The sequence below is a fragment of the Barnesiella sp. WM24 genome (assembly GCF_004570975.1).
Classification (GTDB): domain Bacteria; phylum Bacteroidota; class Bacteroidia; order Bacteroidales; family Muribaculaceae; genus Muribaculum.
The window spans coordinates 128,124-146,485 of record NZ_SPPC01000004.1 but is presented as its reverse complement, the minus strand read 5'-3'; the positions used below and the strand labels follow the sequence as shown (position 1 = coordinate 146,485).

The 18,362-nt window shown below is 46.6% G+C and carries 13 protein-coding genes, 1 tRNA gene and 1 pseudogene; 7 read left to right on the top strand and 8 right to left on the bottom strand.

Features of this window, described 5'->3' with window-relative positions; all coding sequences use genetic code 11:
• Nucleotides 1-8: 8 nt before the first annotated feature.
• From E4T81_RS15860 to E4T81_RS05430, 5 genes and pseudogenes are all read right to left on the bottom strand, one after another.
• Nucleotides 9-119: pseudogene (locus E4T81_RS15860) on the bottom strand (IS982 family transposase); the annotation flags it as partial.
• A gap of 111 nt (nucleotides 120-230) precedes the next feature.
• Nucleotides 231-689: an immunoglobulin-like domain-containing protein gene (locus E4T81_RS05445; RefSeq protein WP_135042194.1), complete on the bottom strand. Its 459-nt coding sequence runs from the start codon at nucleotides 687-689 to the stop codon at nucleotides 231-233.
• 326 nt (nucleotides 690-1,015) lie between these two features.
• On the bottom strand, nucleotides 1,016-3,625 hold the full coding sequence (locus E4T81_RS05440; RefSeq protein WP_135042192.1) for a UvrD-helicase domain-containing protein: 2,610 nt from the start codon (nucleotides 3,623-3,625) through the stop codon (nucleotides 1,016-1,018).
• Between the two features lie 287 nt (nucleotides 3,626-3,912).
• Nucleotides 3,913-3,988, bottom strand: a tRNA-Gly gene (locus E4T81_RS05435).
• Nucleotides 3,989-4,137: 149 nt separating this feature from the next.
• Nucleotides 4,138-5,823 carry a tetratricopeptide repeat protein gene (locus E4T81_RS05430; RefSeq protein ID WP_135042190.1) on the bottom strand — a complete coding sequence of 562 codons (1,686 nt, stop codon included), beginning with the start codon at nucleotides 5,821-5,823 and terminating at the stop codon, nucleotides 4,138-4,140.
• 195 nt (nucleotides 5,824-6,018) lie between these two features.
• On the opposite strand from E4T81_RS05430, the gene E4T81_RS05425 reads away from it, so the two are divergent.
• The 3 genes from E4T81_RS05425 to truA all read left to right on the top strand — a co-directional run bounded on the left by E4T81_RS05425 (nucleotide 6,019) and on the right by truA (nucleotide 11,041).
• The gene (locus E4T81_RS05425; RefSeq protein WP_245207020.1) at nucleotides 6,019-8,292 is read left to right on the top strand and encodes an alpha-xylosidase; all 2,274 of its coding nucleotides are present in this window, start codon (nucleotides 6,019-6,021) and stop codon (nucleotides 8,290-8,292) included.
• A 95-nt stretch (nucleotides 8,293-8,387) separates the two neighbouring features.
• Nucleotides 8,388-10,286, top strand: a complete 1,899-nt coding sequence (speA, locus tag E4T81_RS05420; RefSeq protein WP_135042188.1) for a biosynthetic arginine decarboxylase — start codon at nucleotides 8,388-8,390, stop codon at nucleotides 10,284-10,286.
• A 5-nt stretch (nucleotides 10,287-10,291) separates the two neighbouring features.
• Nucleotides 10,292-11,041 (top strand): tRNA pseudouridine(38-40) synthase TruA, encoded by a 750-nt coding sequence (truA, locus tag E4T81_RS05415; RefSeq protein WP_135042186.1) that lies wholly within the window; start codon nucleotides 10,292-10,294, stop codon nucleotides 11,039-11,041.
• On the opposite strand, the gene E4T81_RS05410 is transcribed toward truA, so the two are convergent.
• A complete protein-coding gene (locus E4T81_RS05410) occupies nucleotides 11,038-11,895 on the bottom strand; it encodes an RsiV family protein (RefSeq protein ID WP_135042184.1) in 858 nt (285 codons plus the stop codon). The two genes, truA and E4T81_RS05410, sit on opposite strands and share 4 nt — an antisense overlap.
• A 321-nt stretch (nucleotides 11,896-12,216) precedes the next feature.
• Here E4T81_RS05410 and E4T81_RS05405 point away from each other — a divergent pair, with 321 nt between their 5' ends.
• From E4T81_RS05405 to E4T81_RS05390, 4 genes are all read left to right on the top strand, one after another.
• Entirely contained in the window at nucleotides 12,217-12,453 is a 237-nt protein-coding gene (locus E4T81_RS05405; protein WP_135042182.1) for an acyl carrier protein, read from the top strand.
• A gap of 31 nt (nucleotides 12,454-12,484) precedes the next feature.
• Entirely contained in the window at nucleotides 12,485-13,750 is a 1,266-nt protein-coding gene (gene fabF, locus E4T81_RS05400; RefSeq protein ID WP_135042180.1) for a beta-ketoacyl-ACP synthase II, read from the top strand.
• Between the two features lie 164 nt (nucleotides 13,751-13,914).
• The gene (locus E4T81_RS05395) at nucleotides 13,915-14,766 is read left to right on the top strand and encodes an OmpA family protein (protein ID WP_135042178.1); all 852 of its coding nucleotides are present in this window, start codon (nucleotides 13,915-13,917) and stop codon (nucleotides 14,764-14,766) included.
• A gap of 370 nt (nucleotides 14,767-15,136) precedes the next feature.
• Complete coding sequence (locus E4T81_RS05390; protein WP_135042176.1) at nucleotides 15,137-15,340, top strand: hypothetical protein; 204 nt, start codon at nucleotides 15,137-15,139, stop codon at nucleotides 15,338-15,340.
• 72 nt (nucleotides 15,341-15,412) lie between these two features.
• Here the strand turns inward: E4T81_RS05390 and E4T81_RS05385 are convergent, their stop codons facing one another.
• The gene (locus E4T81_RS05385; RefSeq protein ID WP_135042173.1) at nucleotides 15,413-16,159 is read right to left on the bottom strand and encodes a HesA/MoeB/ThiF family protein; all 747 of its coding nucleotides are present in this window, start codon (nucleotides 16,157-16,159) and stop codon (nucleotides 15,413-15,415) included.
• 11 nt (nucleotides 16,160-16,170) lie between these two features.
• On the bottom strand, nucleotides 16,171-18,336 hold the full coding sequence (locus E4T81_RS05380) for a M3 family metallopeptidase (RefSeq protein ID WP_135042171.1): 2,166 nt from the start codon (nucleotides 18,334-18,336) through the stop codon (nucleotides 16,171-16,173).
• Nucleotides 18,337-18,362 lie beyond the last annotated feature (26 nt).

Genomic DNA, 18,362 nt, shown 5'->3' with positions numbered 1-18,362 from the left:
AGCAAACAGAACAAAGTTAGCTGGTTATCTGTCACAAACTCCAAAGAGATCGACGGTTTCTTTGGGAAAAAGCAGTAAGCGGCGATAGCACTCAATGTATTGGTGATGAAATTTGCGAACAATAAGGCGGATAAACGATTTTTTCTGTTTGCTATTGGGCGGAAGAACTAATGCAGGTCCAATCCCTGAAACAGCATGAATAAAAAATAGAGGGCTTAGCCCTCTATTTTTTATTCATGTATGGTAACTTCATCTGAAATGACTAATTCTTCTCCCCTAAATTTAACAATTTTACTTATTCTATAAACACCGTTCCGAAGAACGTCCTTAGTTCCGTTTAAATCTATTTCAAATTTTCTCGAATTATGAGCTTGAATCTCATAACCAATATCATAGAATATTCCAGGACCCAAAGGGACTGCGACCCAATGGTCACCAACCAGTTGTTCGATCTTGTAATATTGTCCTGTTGAACAAATTGTATCTTTATTGTTGATTATTTCAATTTTAACAGTGTCAGATGAAGATAATTTGTCCTTATCTTTCACTATCAAATATATTGAGTCGCTGTGATACAGATCCTCATCAACAATAATATTAGATTGGTCTACTTTTTCCCGAGTATGAGAAACGCTATCCACACACCCACATAAACCAACAACAAAACATATGATATAAATAGCTTTCATTAGTACCTCTCAACGCCTAAAAAATTCATCACATTATCTGCTTTAGAATAAATAGCCAAGTTAGAATCAGTAGCCCTGCCTAAATGAAATCGTTATTCAAGTCAATCGGTTCATCAAAAGAATCGCTGAAAAAAACTTTATATTCATAACATAGTAATTTATACGGCAAAGATAACACTATAAACCCTTTCCCGCAATTCCCGGAGCGATATTCTGATGGCATATGGGATGCTGCTTAGCTGTTTGCTTAGCCGTTTTCTATAAATGATATTGGCTGATTGAATGATTGGTGTTTGCTTGTGATGTTTCTATAATCGAAAAATATGTTATTGGGTTAGTTTGTTTAATCTCATTACAATTGAAGTTTGACTTCTGCCCATTTTTCCTGAGATATATTTTATGCTTTTGCCTTCGTTATAAAGCTTTAATAAAAATTGATCAGCACTCTTGGTCCATTTTTTATTAGCATTGGGATGCTTCAAATAGCTTTCGTTGGTGATTTTTTCGGGATTTAAAAATTCATTGACAAATACTGAAGGAAATCGTTTGTCGTATAGAACTATCGTCTCTATCTTTGCTCTTGTTATTGCTACATAAAATAATCTTCGTTCCTCGCCATAAGGATATGGGTCACTTTTTATTAAAGCATAATTAAGTACCGGGTCATCACTTAAAAGGGAAGGGAAACCATATGTATCTTTGTTGCATTGAAGAATTATTACATAGTCTGCTTCAAGTCCTTTAGACTTATGGGCAGTTAGGAATTCTATTTTTCTATTTCCTATAAAGTAAAAGAATCTGTTTCCTTCTTTTGCCGATTTATATCTGAAAGATAAGTAATAATCGTCAAAAGAATAGCGACCTAACAGGAATATTGATTTATCTAAAGGGATATGTTCAACCAACTGTTCGATAATATTGCAATAGTTGTTTCGATCATATGCGCAGAATTTTAGATCAGTTCTATTCTGTTGATTAAAAGGATGTATATCTTTTTTTAATTGAACAGTGTTTTGTTGAATAAAATGTGAGGACAGGTTAATTAGCGGTTCCCCAAATCGGTATGTTGTTTCAATCATGTTAATGTCTGTTGGTCCAAAGTATTTTTGAAACTGATTAAAGAGAGCCATATCGCTTCCGGAAAAGCGATATATAGATTGCCAGTCATCTCCGACGCAATATAATTTGGCTGGTGGAGTTCCTCGTCGCAGAGCTTTCAAGAAATTGTAGCGGTCAAGCGATATGTCTTGAAATTCATCGACTATAATATAGTCATATTTAGTATTATTAGAGAAACGGCAGATGTCTGTCGCTTGCAAAATCGCATCTGTGAAGTCTATCTGATTTTGTCTTTTTAATTCTTCAATATAAAGTTGATAAACCGGTAGGAAAATGTTTCTGATAATAAATTCACTACGTTCGTCTCTTGCTTCTATGGCTTGTTTTAATATGTCATCTATAGATTTGCAAGCTGATTTTACTAATGTCACAAACGTTACAATAAGGCGGATAAACGATTTTTCCTGTTTGCTATTGGGCGGAAGAACCATATTATATAATTCAACATCGGTTTTTTCTTGAATAGGAACTCCCGCTCCTTTTAACAAAATTTTCAATCTGCTTCTTATGTCGTAATGATAGAAGTCTGCGCTTGAGGTCGTTATTAATTTCGTGCCAAACTTTTCATGAGCTGCCTTTTTCCAGGCTATGCTATCATTATATGTCTTATTGGCTTCGTCATAACTGATACCTTTTTCTTTAGCAAACCATAATGGGACAAGGCTGTGTTCATCCACGCCAAAATGTTCTAAATATATGCGCTTTGTTTTCCCATCTTTTTCAAAATAAATGGAGAAATCAGGCTTGTATTGAGAGTGCATTTCATCAGCTAAGGAATACTCATATGGCTCCTCGTATCGATATTTTATGCCAAGAGAGGATAATTCAAGGCATATTTTTTGTTCCTGTTCGCTTTTTACATAAACTGTCTTTCCATCCATGTCTGGAACCTTTGATTTGATGTGCGCGATTTTTTGCTCTGACAGTTGTTGTCTGCGTTCATCTTTTCGCTGTTCCCAATCTGATTCTTGTGTTTGAAAGTCAATAATGTATTTAACTACACTTTCTTTGAACGGTGCAATATTTAATAATTCTTGGTAAATTTTCAAAAAGAGTGCATCTGTATTACTACAGATTGAGGGCTTTTTGCCCGTATTTTGTCCTATGATATCAATGGCAAGTTTATGGAATGTGTAACCTTTTAATCCTTCAATATTCATTCTTTCAGTAAGTTCAGATGCAGCTTTGTTGGTGTAGCTTATCAGAAGTATGTTTTGAGGTTCTATGTGTTTTACTTCAATTAAATATTTAACTTTCCCTATAATGGACGATGTCTTTCCGCTTCCTGCGCTGCTTACAACCAAACAATTGTCTTCACCAGAAACAATAGAACGTCTTTGCTGATTATCCAACGGGTATTTTAAGCAATGGTCGAAGAAATCAGAATATCTGTCCAATTCATCTTTTAGATATCGTTCATTGTGACTTTTTACAAGCCATTGTATGTTCTCAAAATCAGATGCAAATTTTTCAATTATCTCTGTAGGCTTGATATTTAAGATTTCAAAGCGTTTTAGATAGTCGTTTACTTCATTATACAACTCGGAATAATAGTCCGCAAATAGTTTGGACTCTCGAGAAGTTATGAACTGCCCGTCGAAACTGTGTTCCAGAACAGTTTCGATATCACTAAAACGGATTACCTCATATTGGTGCTGGTTTTCCTTTCTGTATTTATGTGATATTTGATAAGGTGTAATATTCTCTAAACGTAAGGATAGCTTTTCTGACTCCTTTATTAGCATTAGACGTTTTGCTGTTATGACAATAATTGTTACAGCAATGATACACAATCCTAAAATGATAAGTAAAGCCATAGTTACAACTTATGTCCTGGATAAAAAATCAATCCATCAATCCATATGCAAATTTACAAAAAATAGATATAATTCATATTAGATTCCGTTGGATTTTGATTTACTTTGATGATTTGTTTGATAATTTGGTGTGTTGGGATGTCAACATAATATTTTGCGAAACATTTTAGCCCAAATTTGTCATTTTTCGGCATATTTCGCTCCTGAAATACCGTATTTTTTTACTGTGAATTGGTAAAAAGAAAGGATTGAACTTAGCTAATTTATTGCTGTTCAATCCTTTGCGCTGGAGCGGTAGACGAGGCTCGAACTCGCGACCCTCAGCTTGGGAAGCTGATGCTCTACCAACTGAGCTACTACCGCAAGTGGATGGTTTGTGATTGCAAAGATAACTATAATTATTGGAAACGGCAATAAAAAAGTGTGTGTGATGACACGACGGTCACCACACACACGCTTTTTGTTGAGCCGCAGCTACACCGCTATATTAATTAATGTGTAGCGGAGGTTTCTTAGTAGAGGCTGTTGAGGTTGAAGCGAGAAAATTCAAGGTCGCTCTTAGCCTGGTCGGCAAGTGACTTGTCAAGCTTGATTGCCTCGCGGAGGTTGTTGTAGACCATGTCGCTGTTGTTGGTGCGCGCACCGAGCACTGCAGCGATGTAGTAGGTGGTTGCATCGGGATAGTCGATGCCGCCGAGTGTGGTCTTTGCCTTGCTGTAGTCCTTGTTAAGAATCTGAGCAAGTGCGGCATTGTTGCTCTTGCTGTCGCCAAAGGCTCTGATCGCCGAGTTGTAGTCGCCCTGCTTCATGTAATATACGCCCAGTGCGTCGGCGAGTGCCGGCACTCCTGCCGCGTTGCCGAAGCGTGCGGTAGCGTCCTTGTAGTTGTTGTTAAGCAGCGACACGAGTCCGAGGTTCATCTGCGCCTCGCCGCTTTCCGGAGCCATCTTGGCAGCCTGCTCGAAGCAAGCCTGTGCGGCGTCGTAGTCCTGGTCTATGTACTGGCACATACCGAGGTTGTTAAACGCGCGATAGTCGTTGGGGTAGATGCTCGCGGCTGTGTCATATATCTGGATGCGCTGCTCATTGTCGTCGGTAAGGGTAGCTGCATATAGGAGCTCATCGACAGTAAGTCCTTTGGGGTTGAGCTTGTAGATGTTCATTATCTCTTCGTCGCTCTTTCCGATTACGTCGATAGACGCAGTGATGCGAGAGTAACGGAGCTGCGGGAGGATTTCCTCGGCAAGCTGGTCAAATACTGACGAGAGATTGCGTATCTCGCGCTCGCGCTGTTCGGGGTCTTTATACATCGAGAGCACGCTGAGGATTAGCTCCTTGTCCTGGATGTTGCTCTGGGCGACGAGTTTCTTGAAGCCTTCCCAGTCCTGGGGGGTGAAGTCGGCTGTCAGTTCACCGAAGTCGCTGATGTGGTCTTTTTTCAGTTTGCCTTCCATGTAGTTGACGGTGTTTTTCTCGCGGTTTTCGGCGAGCTTGGTGTTGAGCTTTAGACCACCGTCGGGAGAGGCGTAGGATGTCACGTTGATTTCCTTGATTTCGCGGCGTCCGTCGTCGTTAGCCTTGACGATTTCCTGATGGAGATTCTGCATCTCTGAAGAGCGCAGCTCGCCGTCGCGGATATTTGCCTGGTTGATGAGGAACTTTATGTCGGCGTCAAACTTCTCGTTGATGACACGCTGGAACTTGTCGGCAGCGATGGCGGGGGTCACTGTGCCTACATCGGCAAGCGCCGCTGTTGCCACTACGCCTGTGGCGACTTTCACTCGCGGCAATACATACTGCTTTCCGCCCTGCTTTACTGTAAATCCGAGGGAGAGGTCGCTCTTGCGCATGTCGGGGTTGTAGACATACTGCACGGGGATGGTGACTGTGCCGCCATATTCAAAATTAACCACGGGGTTGTTGCCGCGTACTTTCTCGCCCTGGAAGGTGTAGGGAGCCGAGGCCACTTCTGTCCCGTTAAACTCAAGGTAGGGAGTCACGGTGACTTCCGCGTTCTTTACAAAAAATTTGCCGGGAATGTTTCCGGTCACTGTGGCGGGTACCTTGTCGCCTACCACTTCAAGGGGATTGGGGTTGACGGTGAAGTAGTCAGCCTTAAACTGATTCATCTTCTTTCCGCAGCCGGTGAGAAGCACCGCTGTTCCCAATACTACCGAATAGCATAACTTGCTGTTCATGATGTTTAATTAGTTATATAACTTTAGTTGTTGGAATATTTCGTAACGACAAATATACGACATTTTAGACACTCGTTTGCACTCTTTTCGGAAAAAGATGTCTATATTTGTGGAAATATCATATTTGCAATGACTATCAACCGATTTTTCAAGAGCGGCGTCACTTTGCTTGCCGCCTGCTCGGTCGCCGTTACCATGAGCGGTGAGACCAAAACCAATGCCGGCTCGGCATATCTTCTGTCACAGACAAAGGATATGAGCCGTGATTTTTCAGACCTGAGTAACACTTACTTTTTTGCCGACAGTCTTGTATCGTTTAACACAGCCGACGGCACCGGTGTAGTGGAGTGGAAACGCCAGCAGCTTATGCCGCGTCAGGCTTTTAACGCCAACACCTATCTTCACCAGCCGTTGAAGTCGCTCGACTTTCCCGACACAGCCTATCCGCAGGACCCGCAACTGAAGTTTACGGTAGTCCCGGTAAATGACCGCACGTTGCGCATAAGGGTCTACACTTCGCCCGTAACTCCAAAGGAAAACGATTATGAGTCGGTGATGCTTGCCGGACAGCCGCAGTATGACGGCTCGGCGTGGACTGTGTCACGCGACGGTGATGACATATATTATAAGTCGCCTTACGGTGAACTTGAAATCGAGGGATATCCATGGCGTCTCATACTCCGCGACGGAAGCGGCAAGGAGCTTACCCACACGAGGGTGTGGAGCGACAATGACAGCACGCAGGTGAAGGTGGCGCCGTTCAGTTTCATCAAGCGCGGAAGTGACAATTCACGCAGCATCAATCCCGTGTGGTCGCTCGCTCCCGGTGAACGCGTTTACGGCTTCGGAGAGTCGGCTACCCCGCTCAATAAGACCGGACAGCAGCTTAACCTTTTTGTCACCGACCCGCAGGGACCCGAGACCCCCGACATGTACAAGCCGGTGCCGTTTTTCTTCAGCGACAGGGGGTATGGAATGTTTATGCACACCTCGGCGCCTGTCACAGCCGATGTCGGGCGCAGCTACATAGGCGCCAACAAGCTGTTTATGGCCGACGAGATGATGGACCTGTTTGTGTTCTTCGGTTCGCCGAAAGATATACTTGGTGCTTACACCGCTTTGTCAGGTCGTCCGGAGATGCCGCCCCTGTGGTCGTTTGGTACATGGATGAGCCGTATATCTTACTTCACCGAGGATGAGGGCAGGGAAGTGGCACGCAAGTTGAGAGCCAACAAGATTCCGAGTGATGTGATTCATTTTGACACCGGATGGTTTGATGTCGACTGGCAGTGTGACTACGAGTTTTCACCGGAGCGTTTCCGTAATCCTGCAAAGATGATTTCCGACCTGAAGAAAGACGGGTTTCATATAAGCCTCTGGCAGTTGCCTTATTTTGTGCCGGGCAACAAGTATTTCCCCGAGCTTGTGGAGAAGGGGCTTGCCGTGAAAAACGGCAACGGGACATTGCCCTACGAGGATGCTGTGCTTGACTTTACCAATCCGGCTACGGTGGAGTGGTATCAGGATAAACTGGGTAAGCTTCTTGCCATGGGTGTCGGCGCCATCAAGGTCGACTTTGGAGAGGCTGCGCCGATAGAGGCGGTCTACAACAATGGCAGGACAGGATGGTATGAACACAACATATATCCGGTGCGCTATAACAAGGCGGTTGCCGACGTGACGCGCAAGGTCAATGGCGAAAACATAATATGGGCGCGTTCAGCCTGGTCGGGCAGCCAGCGCTATCCTCTTCACTGGGGTGGCGACGCCGCCTCGACCGATACCGGCATGGAAGGTACGGTAAGGAGCGGCCTTTCGCTCGGACTTTCCGGATTCAGCTTCTGGAGCCATGACATAGGCGGTTTTGTCACAAGCACCCCTGAAGAGCTTTATCGCCGCTGGCTGCCTATGGGATTCCTGACTTCCCACAGCCGTGCCCACGGTGCGCCTCCTACCGAGCCCTGGCTCTATGACAATAAGGAGTTTACCGACTATTTCCGTAAGTGTGCCGAGCTTAAATACTCCCTGATGCCTTATATCTATACCGAGGCAAAGGAGTGTACCGAGACCGGGCTTCCTATGTTCAGGGCTCTTCTGGTCGAGTTTCCCGACGACCGAGGCGCGTGGTCGGTAGAGGACCAGTATATGTTTGGCTCGCAGATTATGGTGGCTCCGCTGTTTGAGAATGTAGGGTCACGCGACGTGTATCTGCCCGGCGGCAACAACTGGATAGATTATCAGACAGGCAAGTCATATGCTCCCGGCTGGCATGACATCAAGGCTGACGGCGAGTTACGCTGCATAATTCTTGTGCGCGACGGAGCCGTGATACCTCATGTCGCGCCTGCGCAGTCGACCGACCGTATTGACTGGGACAATATCGAGTGGAAACAATATGGCACGCCCAGTGTTAAGAAAGGAAAGATATTCAAGCCCGGCATGAGCGAGATTTCTATCGTTGATTTATGATGATTGGCGGCGTGTAATTTCGCAGTTTTACCGAAAGTAGCTATCTTTGTGACCGATTTTAATAAAAACTGTATAATTATAGAATTTTTCAGCCGATGAGAAAATGGCGTATTGATGACAGCGCGGAGCTGTACAATATCAATGGATGGGGACTTAAATACTTCTCCATCAACGAGAAGGGGCATGTGGTCGTCACTCCCCGTGAAGGTCATGCCTCAGTTGACCTCAAGGAGGTGCTTGATGAGTTGCAGGTGCGTGATGTCGCCGCGCCGGTGCTTTTACGATTTCCCGACATTCTTGACAACCGAGTTGAAAAAATATCACGTTGTTTCAAGGCTGCGGCAAAAGAGTATAATTATCAGGCTGAAAATTTTATAATCTATCCCATCAAGGTCAACCAGATGCGTCAGGTCGTGGAAGAAATCGTGTCCCACGGCAAGAAGTTTAACATAGGCCTTGAGGCGGGTTCCAAGCCGGAGCTTCATGCCGTGCTTGCCACCAACATTGCCGAGAACGCCTTGATTATATGCAACGGATATAAAGATATGGATTATATCGAGCTTGCCCTTCTTGCTCAGAAGATGGGGCGGCGCATATATCTCGTGGTGGAAAAGCTGAACGAGCTTTCCATGATCGCAGAGTCGGCTAAGCGTCTCGGCATAAAGCCCAATATCGGCATCCGCATCAAGCTTTCCAGCTCCGGCTCGGGCAAATGGGAAGAGTCGGGGGGCGACCAGTCAAAATTCGGACTTAACTCAAGCGAATTGCTGGAGGCTCTTGACTTTCTTACCAAAAACAAGATGACCGATTGCCTGAAGCTTATACATTTCCATATCGGAAGCCAGATAACCAAGATACGACGTATCAAGAATGCCCTTCGTGAGGCGACTCAGTTTTATGTGCAGCTTACGAAAATGGGATTTGACATCGACTTCATGGACATAGGCGGAGGTCTTGGTGTGGATTATGACGGCACAAGGAGTTCTTCAAGCGAAAGCTCGATGAATTATTCCATACAGGAGTATGCCAACGACTCGATCTCGGCTATCGTAGATGCCTGCGAGAAGAATAACCTGAAGCAGCCTAATATCATTACCGAGAGCGGAAGGTCGCTGACGGCTCACCACTCGGTGCTGATATTTGACGTGCTTGCCACTACATCTCTTCCTGAATGGAACAGCAGGCAGGAAATAGGTCCCGACGACCATGAACTTGCCCGTGAGCTATATGATATATGGGACAAGCTTAGCCAGCCGAGGCTATTTGAAAGCTGGCATGACGCGTTGCAGATACGCGAGGAGGCTCTTGACCTGTTCAGCCTCGGGTTGCTTGACATAAAGACGCGCTCTCAGATAGAAAAGCTCTTCTGGTCAGTGGCGCGTGAAGTCGGCGATATTGCAGGGACACTGAAACATGCACCGGAGGAACTTCGCAAAATTGCGAAAATGCTTCCCGACAAGTATTTCTGTAATTTCTCACTATTCCAGTCGCTTCCTGACTCCTGGGCTATTGACCAGGTGTTTCCGATAATGCCTATATCGCGTCTTGACGAGAAGCCTACACGCACAGCCGTGCTTCAGGATATCACCTGCGACTCTGACGGAAAAATTTCCAACTATATCTCCAATAACGGAACGTCAAGCTCGCTGCCGGTACATTCGCTCCGCGAGCGCGAGCCTTATTATATAGGTGTTTTTCTTGTCGGGGCATATCAGGAGATACTCGGTGACATGCACAACCTCTTTGGCGACACCAATGCAGTGCATATAAGCGTCTACAAAGACCGTTATGAGATTGACCAGATTATCTATGGCGAGACCGTTGACGAGGTGCTTGACTATGTGCAATACAATCCCAAGCGTCTTGTGAGGAATGTGGAGACATGGGTTACCTCGTCCATGAAATCGGGCAAAATCACGCCTGAGGAGGGTAGGGAATTTCTTAGCAACTACCGCTCGGGTCTTTACGGCTACACCTATCTCGAAAAAGACTGACGGGGATGGCTCAACGCTATTTCATGCGCCTGTCTTACAATGGCGCTCCTTTTCACGGCTGGCAGTCGCAGCCCAATGCTGTCAGCGTCCAGTCGGTCATTGAAGAGTCACTGTCACGTGTGTTTCGCGCCCCGGTCAAGATTACCGGGGCGGGACGCACCGACACCGGTGTCAACGCCGCCCTCATGGTGGCGCACTTTGACCTGGAGTCGCCTGTGACGGTTGACCGCAGGGTGCTTGCCGGAATCAATTCGCTTGTGGGCAGGGACATCGCTATTCATTCTATCGTGCCGGTGCATGCCGAGGCACATGCGCGGTTTGACGCCACTTCGCGCACATATTATTATTATACCCACGACAGCAAGTCGCCCTTTCTTTACACCCACAGCTGGCAGGAGCCTCCCGGACTCGACTTTGACGCGATGAACGAGTGTTGCCGGATCCTTATGGCGACAAGCGACTTCACTTCTTTTGCCAAGCTACATTCCGATGCCAAAACCAACATATGCAGGGTGACTCAGGCCGAATGGCGTGAGATCGCTCCGGGACGGCATCTTTTTGTCATCACCGCCGACCGCTTCCTGCGCAATATGGTCAGGGCTGTAGTGGGTACTCTTGTCGAGGTGGGAAGAGGCAAGATGAATATTGACGACTTTAAAAAAGTAGTGGAGGCAAAAGACCGCTGTGCCGCCGGTACTTCCATGCCCCCACATCCTTTGTTTCTACAGGATATTACTTATCCCTTTGAGTTTTAGAAATCATTGTCGGTAAGCAGCGTCATGATTTCAGGTGTAAGACAGTCTTCTATCTGGAAATAAGGCACCCTTACGTTTATGCTGCCTTCGCTGTAAGGTGCAATCTCATAGGGGTTGTAATGAAAGACAATTTCATATCCCTGGATATAAAAATTCTTGCTTACATAAATCTGGTCGGTGAATATGCCGCGCTTGTCGAGCTCTTTCATCGACGACACGTTGTAGCGTGTCATAAGATTGTCCTTTACAGCCTGCAGGAGAGCCGGCTCACTGTCGGGCCTGAAGGCCTTGTCGTAGGTCAGCACTTTTCCGGTGTTGAAGTCGTAATTAATGTAGCTTGACTCCGTCATGCCGTGAGCTCCCCCGTTGTAGGTCGCTGTCATTATCTGGTAAGATATGAATTTGGGGCTGAAAGTGATTACCGATGCTATCATGTCTTTTGAATATACCATTGCCGGCTCGGCAGTGGGAATCGAGTCGATTTCTTTCATCTTGAACAGGTCGGCGCCTTCAGGCTGTGCCGCCGCTGCAAGCATAGACTCGTTGATTGTGGCGGCCGGCTTGTCAAATATCGCTGCAAGAAGGGAGTCCTGGAGCGACTTCAGATTGTAGCCGTTCATTTTTTCAGGCCATTCAATCGCTATCCTTACAGTGCTGTACACTTCAGTGGAGTCATTGTAATAAGCCTCGGCCCCTTCACATATGTAGTTTCGTTCGAGCGATTTTACAGTCTGCTTTATCTCGAAGTCGGTGATGCCGTCAGAAGAGTCTTTTACGGTGTTGTCTGTGTTGCCGCCGCTACAGGCTGCCATAACGAGCGCTATCGCCGCTACTGTTCCGCTTAATGGTCTCATGTCTAAAAACTGATTATTGGTGTATAAATTATATGATAATATAACGTCCGGAGGGCGGGAATTGCTCGTGTGACGGTGTGAAAAAGTTTGATAACAGTTGGGTGAAATAGTGCATTTGTAACCCGATTGTAATATTGTATTACCTATCGATTCATATAAAATAGTGCGTAAAGTGGCGTAAAATAGGACAATAAATAGGTGTTTTGTATTGCATTGCGCAAAAATCGGACATTTGTGCAATGAAAAGTTTTAGTAATTCAATTAAAATTACTTACTTTGCACTGCAAAATTGAAAATCATTACTAATTAAATTTTATAATTATGTCAGAAATTGCATCTCGTGTAAAGGCTATTATTGCTGACAAGCTCAGCGTTGATGAAAACGAAGTAACTGAAAATGCAGAATTCACTAAGGATCTTGGTGCTGATAGCCTTGATACTGTAGAGCTCATCATGGAGTTTGAGAAAGAATTTGGCATCACTATTCCCGATGACAAAGCTGAAGGCATCACTACTGTAAAGGATGCTATCGACTACATCGAAGCAGCAAAGAACTAAAAAAACGTATAACTCTATTTCCCGCTTTTAAATGGAATTAAAGAGAGTTGTTGTAACGGGTCTTGGAACCGTCAATCCCCTCGGTAACGATGTTGCCACAACCTGGCAGAACGCGCTTGAGGGAAAGAGCGGAGCCGGACCTATTACTCATTTTGACGCCTCTAAATTCAAGACCCAGTTTGCTTGCGAGGTAAAGGACTTCAATCCCGCGGATCATTTTGACCGCAAGAAGCTCCGTCAGCTCGACCTCTATGCTCAGTATGCACTCGTTGCGGCAGAGCAGGCGGTTGCTGATGCTAAACTCGATGGCGAGGACATTGATAAAAATCGTGTCGGGGTTATTATTGCAGCCGGTATAGGCGGACTTCACACCTTTGAGGAGGAAGCCGGCTACTACGCGTTGCATCATGAGGAAATGGGGCCAAAATACAATCCTTTCTTCATCCCTAAGATGATTGCCGACATCGCATCAGGTCACGTATCTATGCAGTATGGCTATCACGGACCCAACTATGGTGTCGTGTCAGCTTGCGCGTCATCTACCAACGCCCTTATCGACGCCTTCAACCTTATCCGTCTCGGAAAGGCTGACGCTATCGTTACCGGTGGTGCGGAGGCTGCGGTATTCCCCGCAGGTGTGGGTGGATTCAACTCCATGCACGCTCTCTCTACCCGTAATGACAGCCCCTCAACCGCGTCACGTCCGTTCAGCAAGTCACGCGACGGATTTGTGATAGGCGAGGGTTCATCGGTGCTCGTGCTCGAAGAGCTTGAGCATGCGAAGGCTCGCGGCGCCAAGATTTATGCAGAGGTTGTAGGCGGTGGCATGTCTGCCGACGCTTACCATCTTACTGCCACTCATCCCGAGGGTCTGGGCGCAAAACTGGTGATGAAGAATGCCCTTGAAGATGCAGGCATGAAGCCCGAGGAAGTTGATTATATCAACGCCCACGGTACTTCAACCCCTGTCGGTGACCTTTCTGAGGTCAAGGCAATCAAGGAAGTATTTGGAGACCATGCTTACGATCTTAACATCAGCTCAACCAAGTCAATGACCGGTCACCTTCTCGGTGCTACCGGAGCTCTTGAAGCCCTCTTCTGCGTGAAAGCAGTGCAGGATGACATCGTGCCTCCTACAATCAATCACGACCCTGAAGACATGGACGAAGAGATTGACTATAATCTTAACTTTACATTTGATAAGGCTCAGAAGCGCACTGTCAACGCCGCTCTTTCCAATACATTTGGTTTCGGCGGTCACAACGCGAGCATTATCGTAAAGAAATACGCTGAATAATCTGCCTTTAGGTAGAGTCCTGATATACGAGGGGACTGTCTTGCGAGACAGTCCCCTCGTTAGTTTTAATTAGTAATTTAAACGTGATTCTTAACGATAGTTCTGAAACTTAAAAAGCTGACCTGTGGTTATTATATCAGATAGCAACCATAAATTTTAAGACTATGGCTAAGTATGATTTGACTCAGAAAGAGCTCCCGGCTCACAAGGAACCGTTGGAACTCCCCGCCCACAAGGTAAGGGCGGCTATATCGAGGAAGGCTACAGCGGCTGCGTCAGCAGCTGTGCCTCCTGCCGCGACTGTGACTACGGCTGACGCTGATGAGGCTACAGGTTCATTCCGCTGGGGACTGCTTGCGGCTCTGCTTGGTATAGCATTGGTATTTGCCGGCTTCTTTATATGGGGCAGGCATGATTCTGACAAGGCGACATCGTTGACTGCATATAATAACGAAAAACCTCACACTGTCTATGATGCTGCCGGCTATCGTATAGTGACTACTTCTCCCGATGGAAGTGCAACTGTCGTATCTCCCGTGCGTCTTGCCGGTATGATGCCTGATGCCGTTACGCTTGACGCTGACGCAGGTGCTCCGGGACGTGACCCTGCATCGGTTGTGGCAAATAATGCAGGTGACGTAAACGCCTCTGTAGGCGAGACAGCAGTGGCTCCGGTTTCATCGGCTGCCGGTACACTTGCGGTAGTTGATCCGGTCAACAAGGTTATATATCTCTTCAATTTTGACAGCGAGGGAGTGCGTGACAATGCTCCTATGAACCGTCTTGCCGACAAGGCAAAGAAGAATGACAGTGACGTTACTGTCGTGGCATACACTGACAGTAAAGGAAGCGACGCTTACAACCAACGTCTTAGCGAAGAGCGTGCCAAGGCGGTAGGTGATTACATGATTGCCCACGGTGTACCGGCTGAAAATGTAACCACTATAGGCAAGGGCGCAACCCACGCTTTCGCTTCCGACGCGCTTGACCGACGCGCAGAAGTGACCATAAATTGACACTGCCTCAATATGATTGCAGACTGAGATCTTAGTCGATGGCATAATATTTAATTATTTTTTATTATGCCATCGATTTTTTTGTACTTTCACCAAAAAAACTTAAATTTGCAACGACTGCCATTTCATTTAATGGGAAAGACAGTCGGACACACACGCATTATACACACACTAATTATTATATACGGATATGGAGTTATTGAATTATCACAAGGCAGAGGCTAAGTATTTTTTAGTGATGCCTGACTTGGTCAGCGAACAATTTATGTCTTATGGATGTTTATATATTCGTTGATGTTTTGTTGTGGTTCAATAGCAAAATCTCTCAAACATTTATTTAACTGGTGAAAAATAATCAACCGATATCTTTATGAAAAGAATTTCTATTGTTTTGGTGAGCCTGGTTTATATGCTCCCCGGGGTGTTGGCTGTGCTCGCACACACAAACGCACTTGATGCTTTAAAAACGGTGGACACACCTGAAGTGACTTATTCTGCATATGCAGATGCCGACACGGTTTCCGTGGAAGGCACTCCATATCTTGTTATGCTGGAGACTCCCGTGAAAAAGTAGGTTAATTTTATGATACGACAAGAGGCGGACTATATCGAGTGGTCCGCCTCTTGTCGTTAGTGGATAACAGTTCTACTTCTCGCTCGCGGCACATCGGCAAGTGGACAGCGTGGCGAATCTTGTAACGCAGCTCTCCATTGTCAGGGCGTTGAACTGGAGCAGTCGGCCGGTCAGAAGATTTCCTGCGCCTGTAATGTACTTTATTGCTTCAGTCGCCTGAATAGTCCCGATAATGCCGGCGATGCTACCGATGACACCTACCGGAGTGTTGGCCGGAATGTCGGGAATTTCCATGTCAAATCCAAACAGGCATCGGCAACACGGATTGCCCGGAGTATAGGTGAAGGTGTGCCCTTGCATGCCACGTACCGCCCCGTGGGAGTAAGCTTTACCTGTCTTGACACAAAGGTCATTGATCAGATATTTTGTACGTGTATTATCGGTTGCATCGATTATGAAGTCATACTGAGCCAGTATGCTTTCCCCGTTTTCGGCAGTGAGCCTGAAGGGGTAGGTGGTCAATGAGATTTCCGGGTTCAGTCGACCAAGCTTCTCAGCCGCCGATTCAGTCTTCTTTCTGCCAAGGTCGGGAGTGAAGTGCAGAATCTGCCTGTTGAGGTTGCTCTCACTGACTGTGTCGTCGTCGATAAGCCCGATAGAGCCTATGCCAGCGGCGGCGAGGTATAACAGAGCCGGGGAGCCAAGCCCCCCGGTCCCGATTACGAGGACTTTTCCCTCGCTGATTTTTTTCTGTCCCTCGCCGGCTATCTCCGGCAGCATAATCTGTCGGAGATAGCGTTCAGGTTGTTGTGCAGTCATAAGCCGAAGTTTCAGATGCTCTCGGGAGTATTGATTTTTCCCGGTTTTGCAGGCTGGTTGATAAGTCCGCGGTTACGGAGCAGAGCTTCGGGTGTCGGTTTTCTGCCACGGAACTTTACGTAAAGCTCCATCGGGTCATCGCTGCCACCCATTTCAAGTACATTCTCCTTGAATGATTTTGCAGTGGCGGGGTCAAAGATTCCTTTCTCCTTGAACAGCTCAAATCCGTCGGCATCAAGCACTTCAGCCCATAGATAGGTATAATAACCTGATGCGTAACCGTCACTTCCGAATATGTGCTTGAAGTAGGGGCTGCGATAGCGGTACTGCACTTCCTTGGGCATGTTAAGCTTTGCAGCAACGGCTTTCTCAAATTTTTCCACATCGATGTCGGTGGTGTCGGTAAGCTGTCCCCACTGAAGGTCAAGCAACGCCGCGCCTACAAGTTCGGTGGTGGTGAAACCTTGATTATGGGTTGATGCCGCCTGAAGTTTTGCTATAAGAGAGTCGGGCATCGCCTCGCCGGTCTTGTAGTGATGGGCAAACATTTTGAGCATTTCCGGCTCCATGGCCCAGTGTTCGTGAATCTGCGACGGAAGTTCTACGAAGTCGCGGTCCACATTAGTGCCTGCCTGGCTCTTGTACTTGGCGCGGCTGAGCATACCGTGAAGACCGTGACCGAACTCGTGGAACATTGTCTCCACTTCATCAAGGCTGAGCAGCGACGGGCTGTCGGGAGTGGGGTGGGTGAAATTGCAAACGTTGAATATCACCGGACGCTCTACTTTCTCATAATCGGAGCCGGAGCCCTTGAATTCGCTCATCCATGCGCCCTGACGCTTGCTTGCGCGGGTAAAGTAGTCGGTCATGAATACAGCAACATGATTGCCGGTCTCGTCTTTGACATCATAAACAGTCACTTCCGGGTCATATTTGGGCGCGTCGGGCATTTCGGTGAAAGTGACGCCATACAGACGGCGAGCCATCTCAAACACTCCGTTGCGTACGCTGTCGACATGGAAATACTGGCGCACCTCGTCTTCGTCAAGGTTGTACTTGTCTTTGCGCACCTTTTCGGCATAGTAATAATAGTCCCAGGGCTCGATAGTGAATGAGTTGCCTTCCTTGTTGCTGAGAGCCTGCATCTCTGCGACCTCTTCACCGACACGGTTGATTGCCGGCTTCCATATCTGCATGAGCAGTTCTTCTGCGTTGTCTACGTTTTTCGCCATTACATTGGCAGTCATGTAGGCTGCATAGTTGTCATATCCGAGAAGCTTGGCTTTCTCGACCCTTGCTTTAAGGATTTCGGCGATTACGGGGTAGTTGTTGTATTCGCCCGATGAGGCAAGTGTTGTATAGCCTTTGTACATTTTCTCGCGGAGGTCGCGGTTGTCGGCATACTGTAGCAGCGGCAGACGGCTCGGCGCATGAAGCGTGAACACCCATTTGCCTTCCTTGCCACGGTTTTTAGCCTCTTCAGCAGCGACGGCAATGCTTGTAGCGGGTAGGCCTGAAAGCTGTGACTTGTCGTCGACCACGAGCTCAAAAGCGTTAGTGGCGTTAAGAAGGTTTTTGTTGAATTTCTGATAGAGGTCGGCGAGCTTGCCGTTTATGTTTTTAAGTTCCTCTTTTTTCGTGTCGTCAAGAAGCGCACCGTTGCGCACAAAGCTTTCATATGATTTCTCAATCATAAGGCGCTGCGCTGTGGTGTACTGCATATTCTCGCGGTTGTCATAGAGTGACTTTACTCGCTCGAAAAGCTTCGGATTCATGGAGATTTCATCGACATGAGCCGAGTATAGGGGATAAAACTCTTCTCCGATTTTAGTCATCTCCGGAGTGGAGTTGGACTCATCGAGATTGAAAAATACATTGCACACCTTTTCAAGAATCGGGGCGCTGTGGTCGAGCGCCACGATTGTGTTTTCGAGAGTCGGTGCGGCAGGGTTGTTGACGATTGCTTCAACAGCTTCTTTCTGCTGCTCGATACCCGCTTTCAACGCGGGGATGTAGTCATCGTAAGTAATTTTGTCAAACGGCGGTATGCCATACGGGGTGTCATACTCGCTGACAAATGGGTTCTGATGCTCTTTTTCCATTTTGCAAGACTGGATTGCTGTCGTGCCGGTAATAAGCAACGCGGCAGCAGCGATTTTTAGAAAATGATGGTTCATTGAGGTTTAAGATATTGTGATGTGAT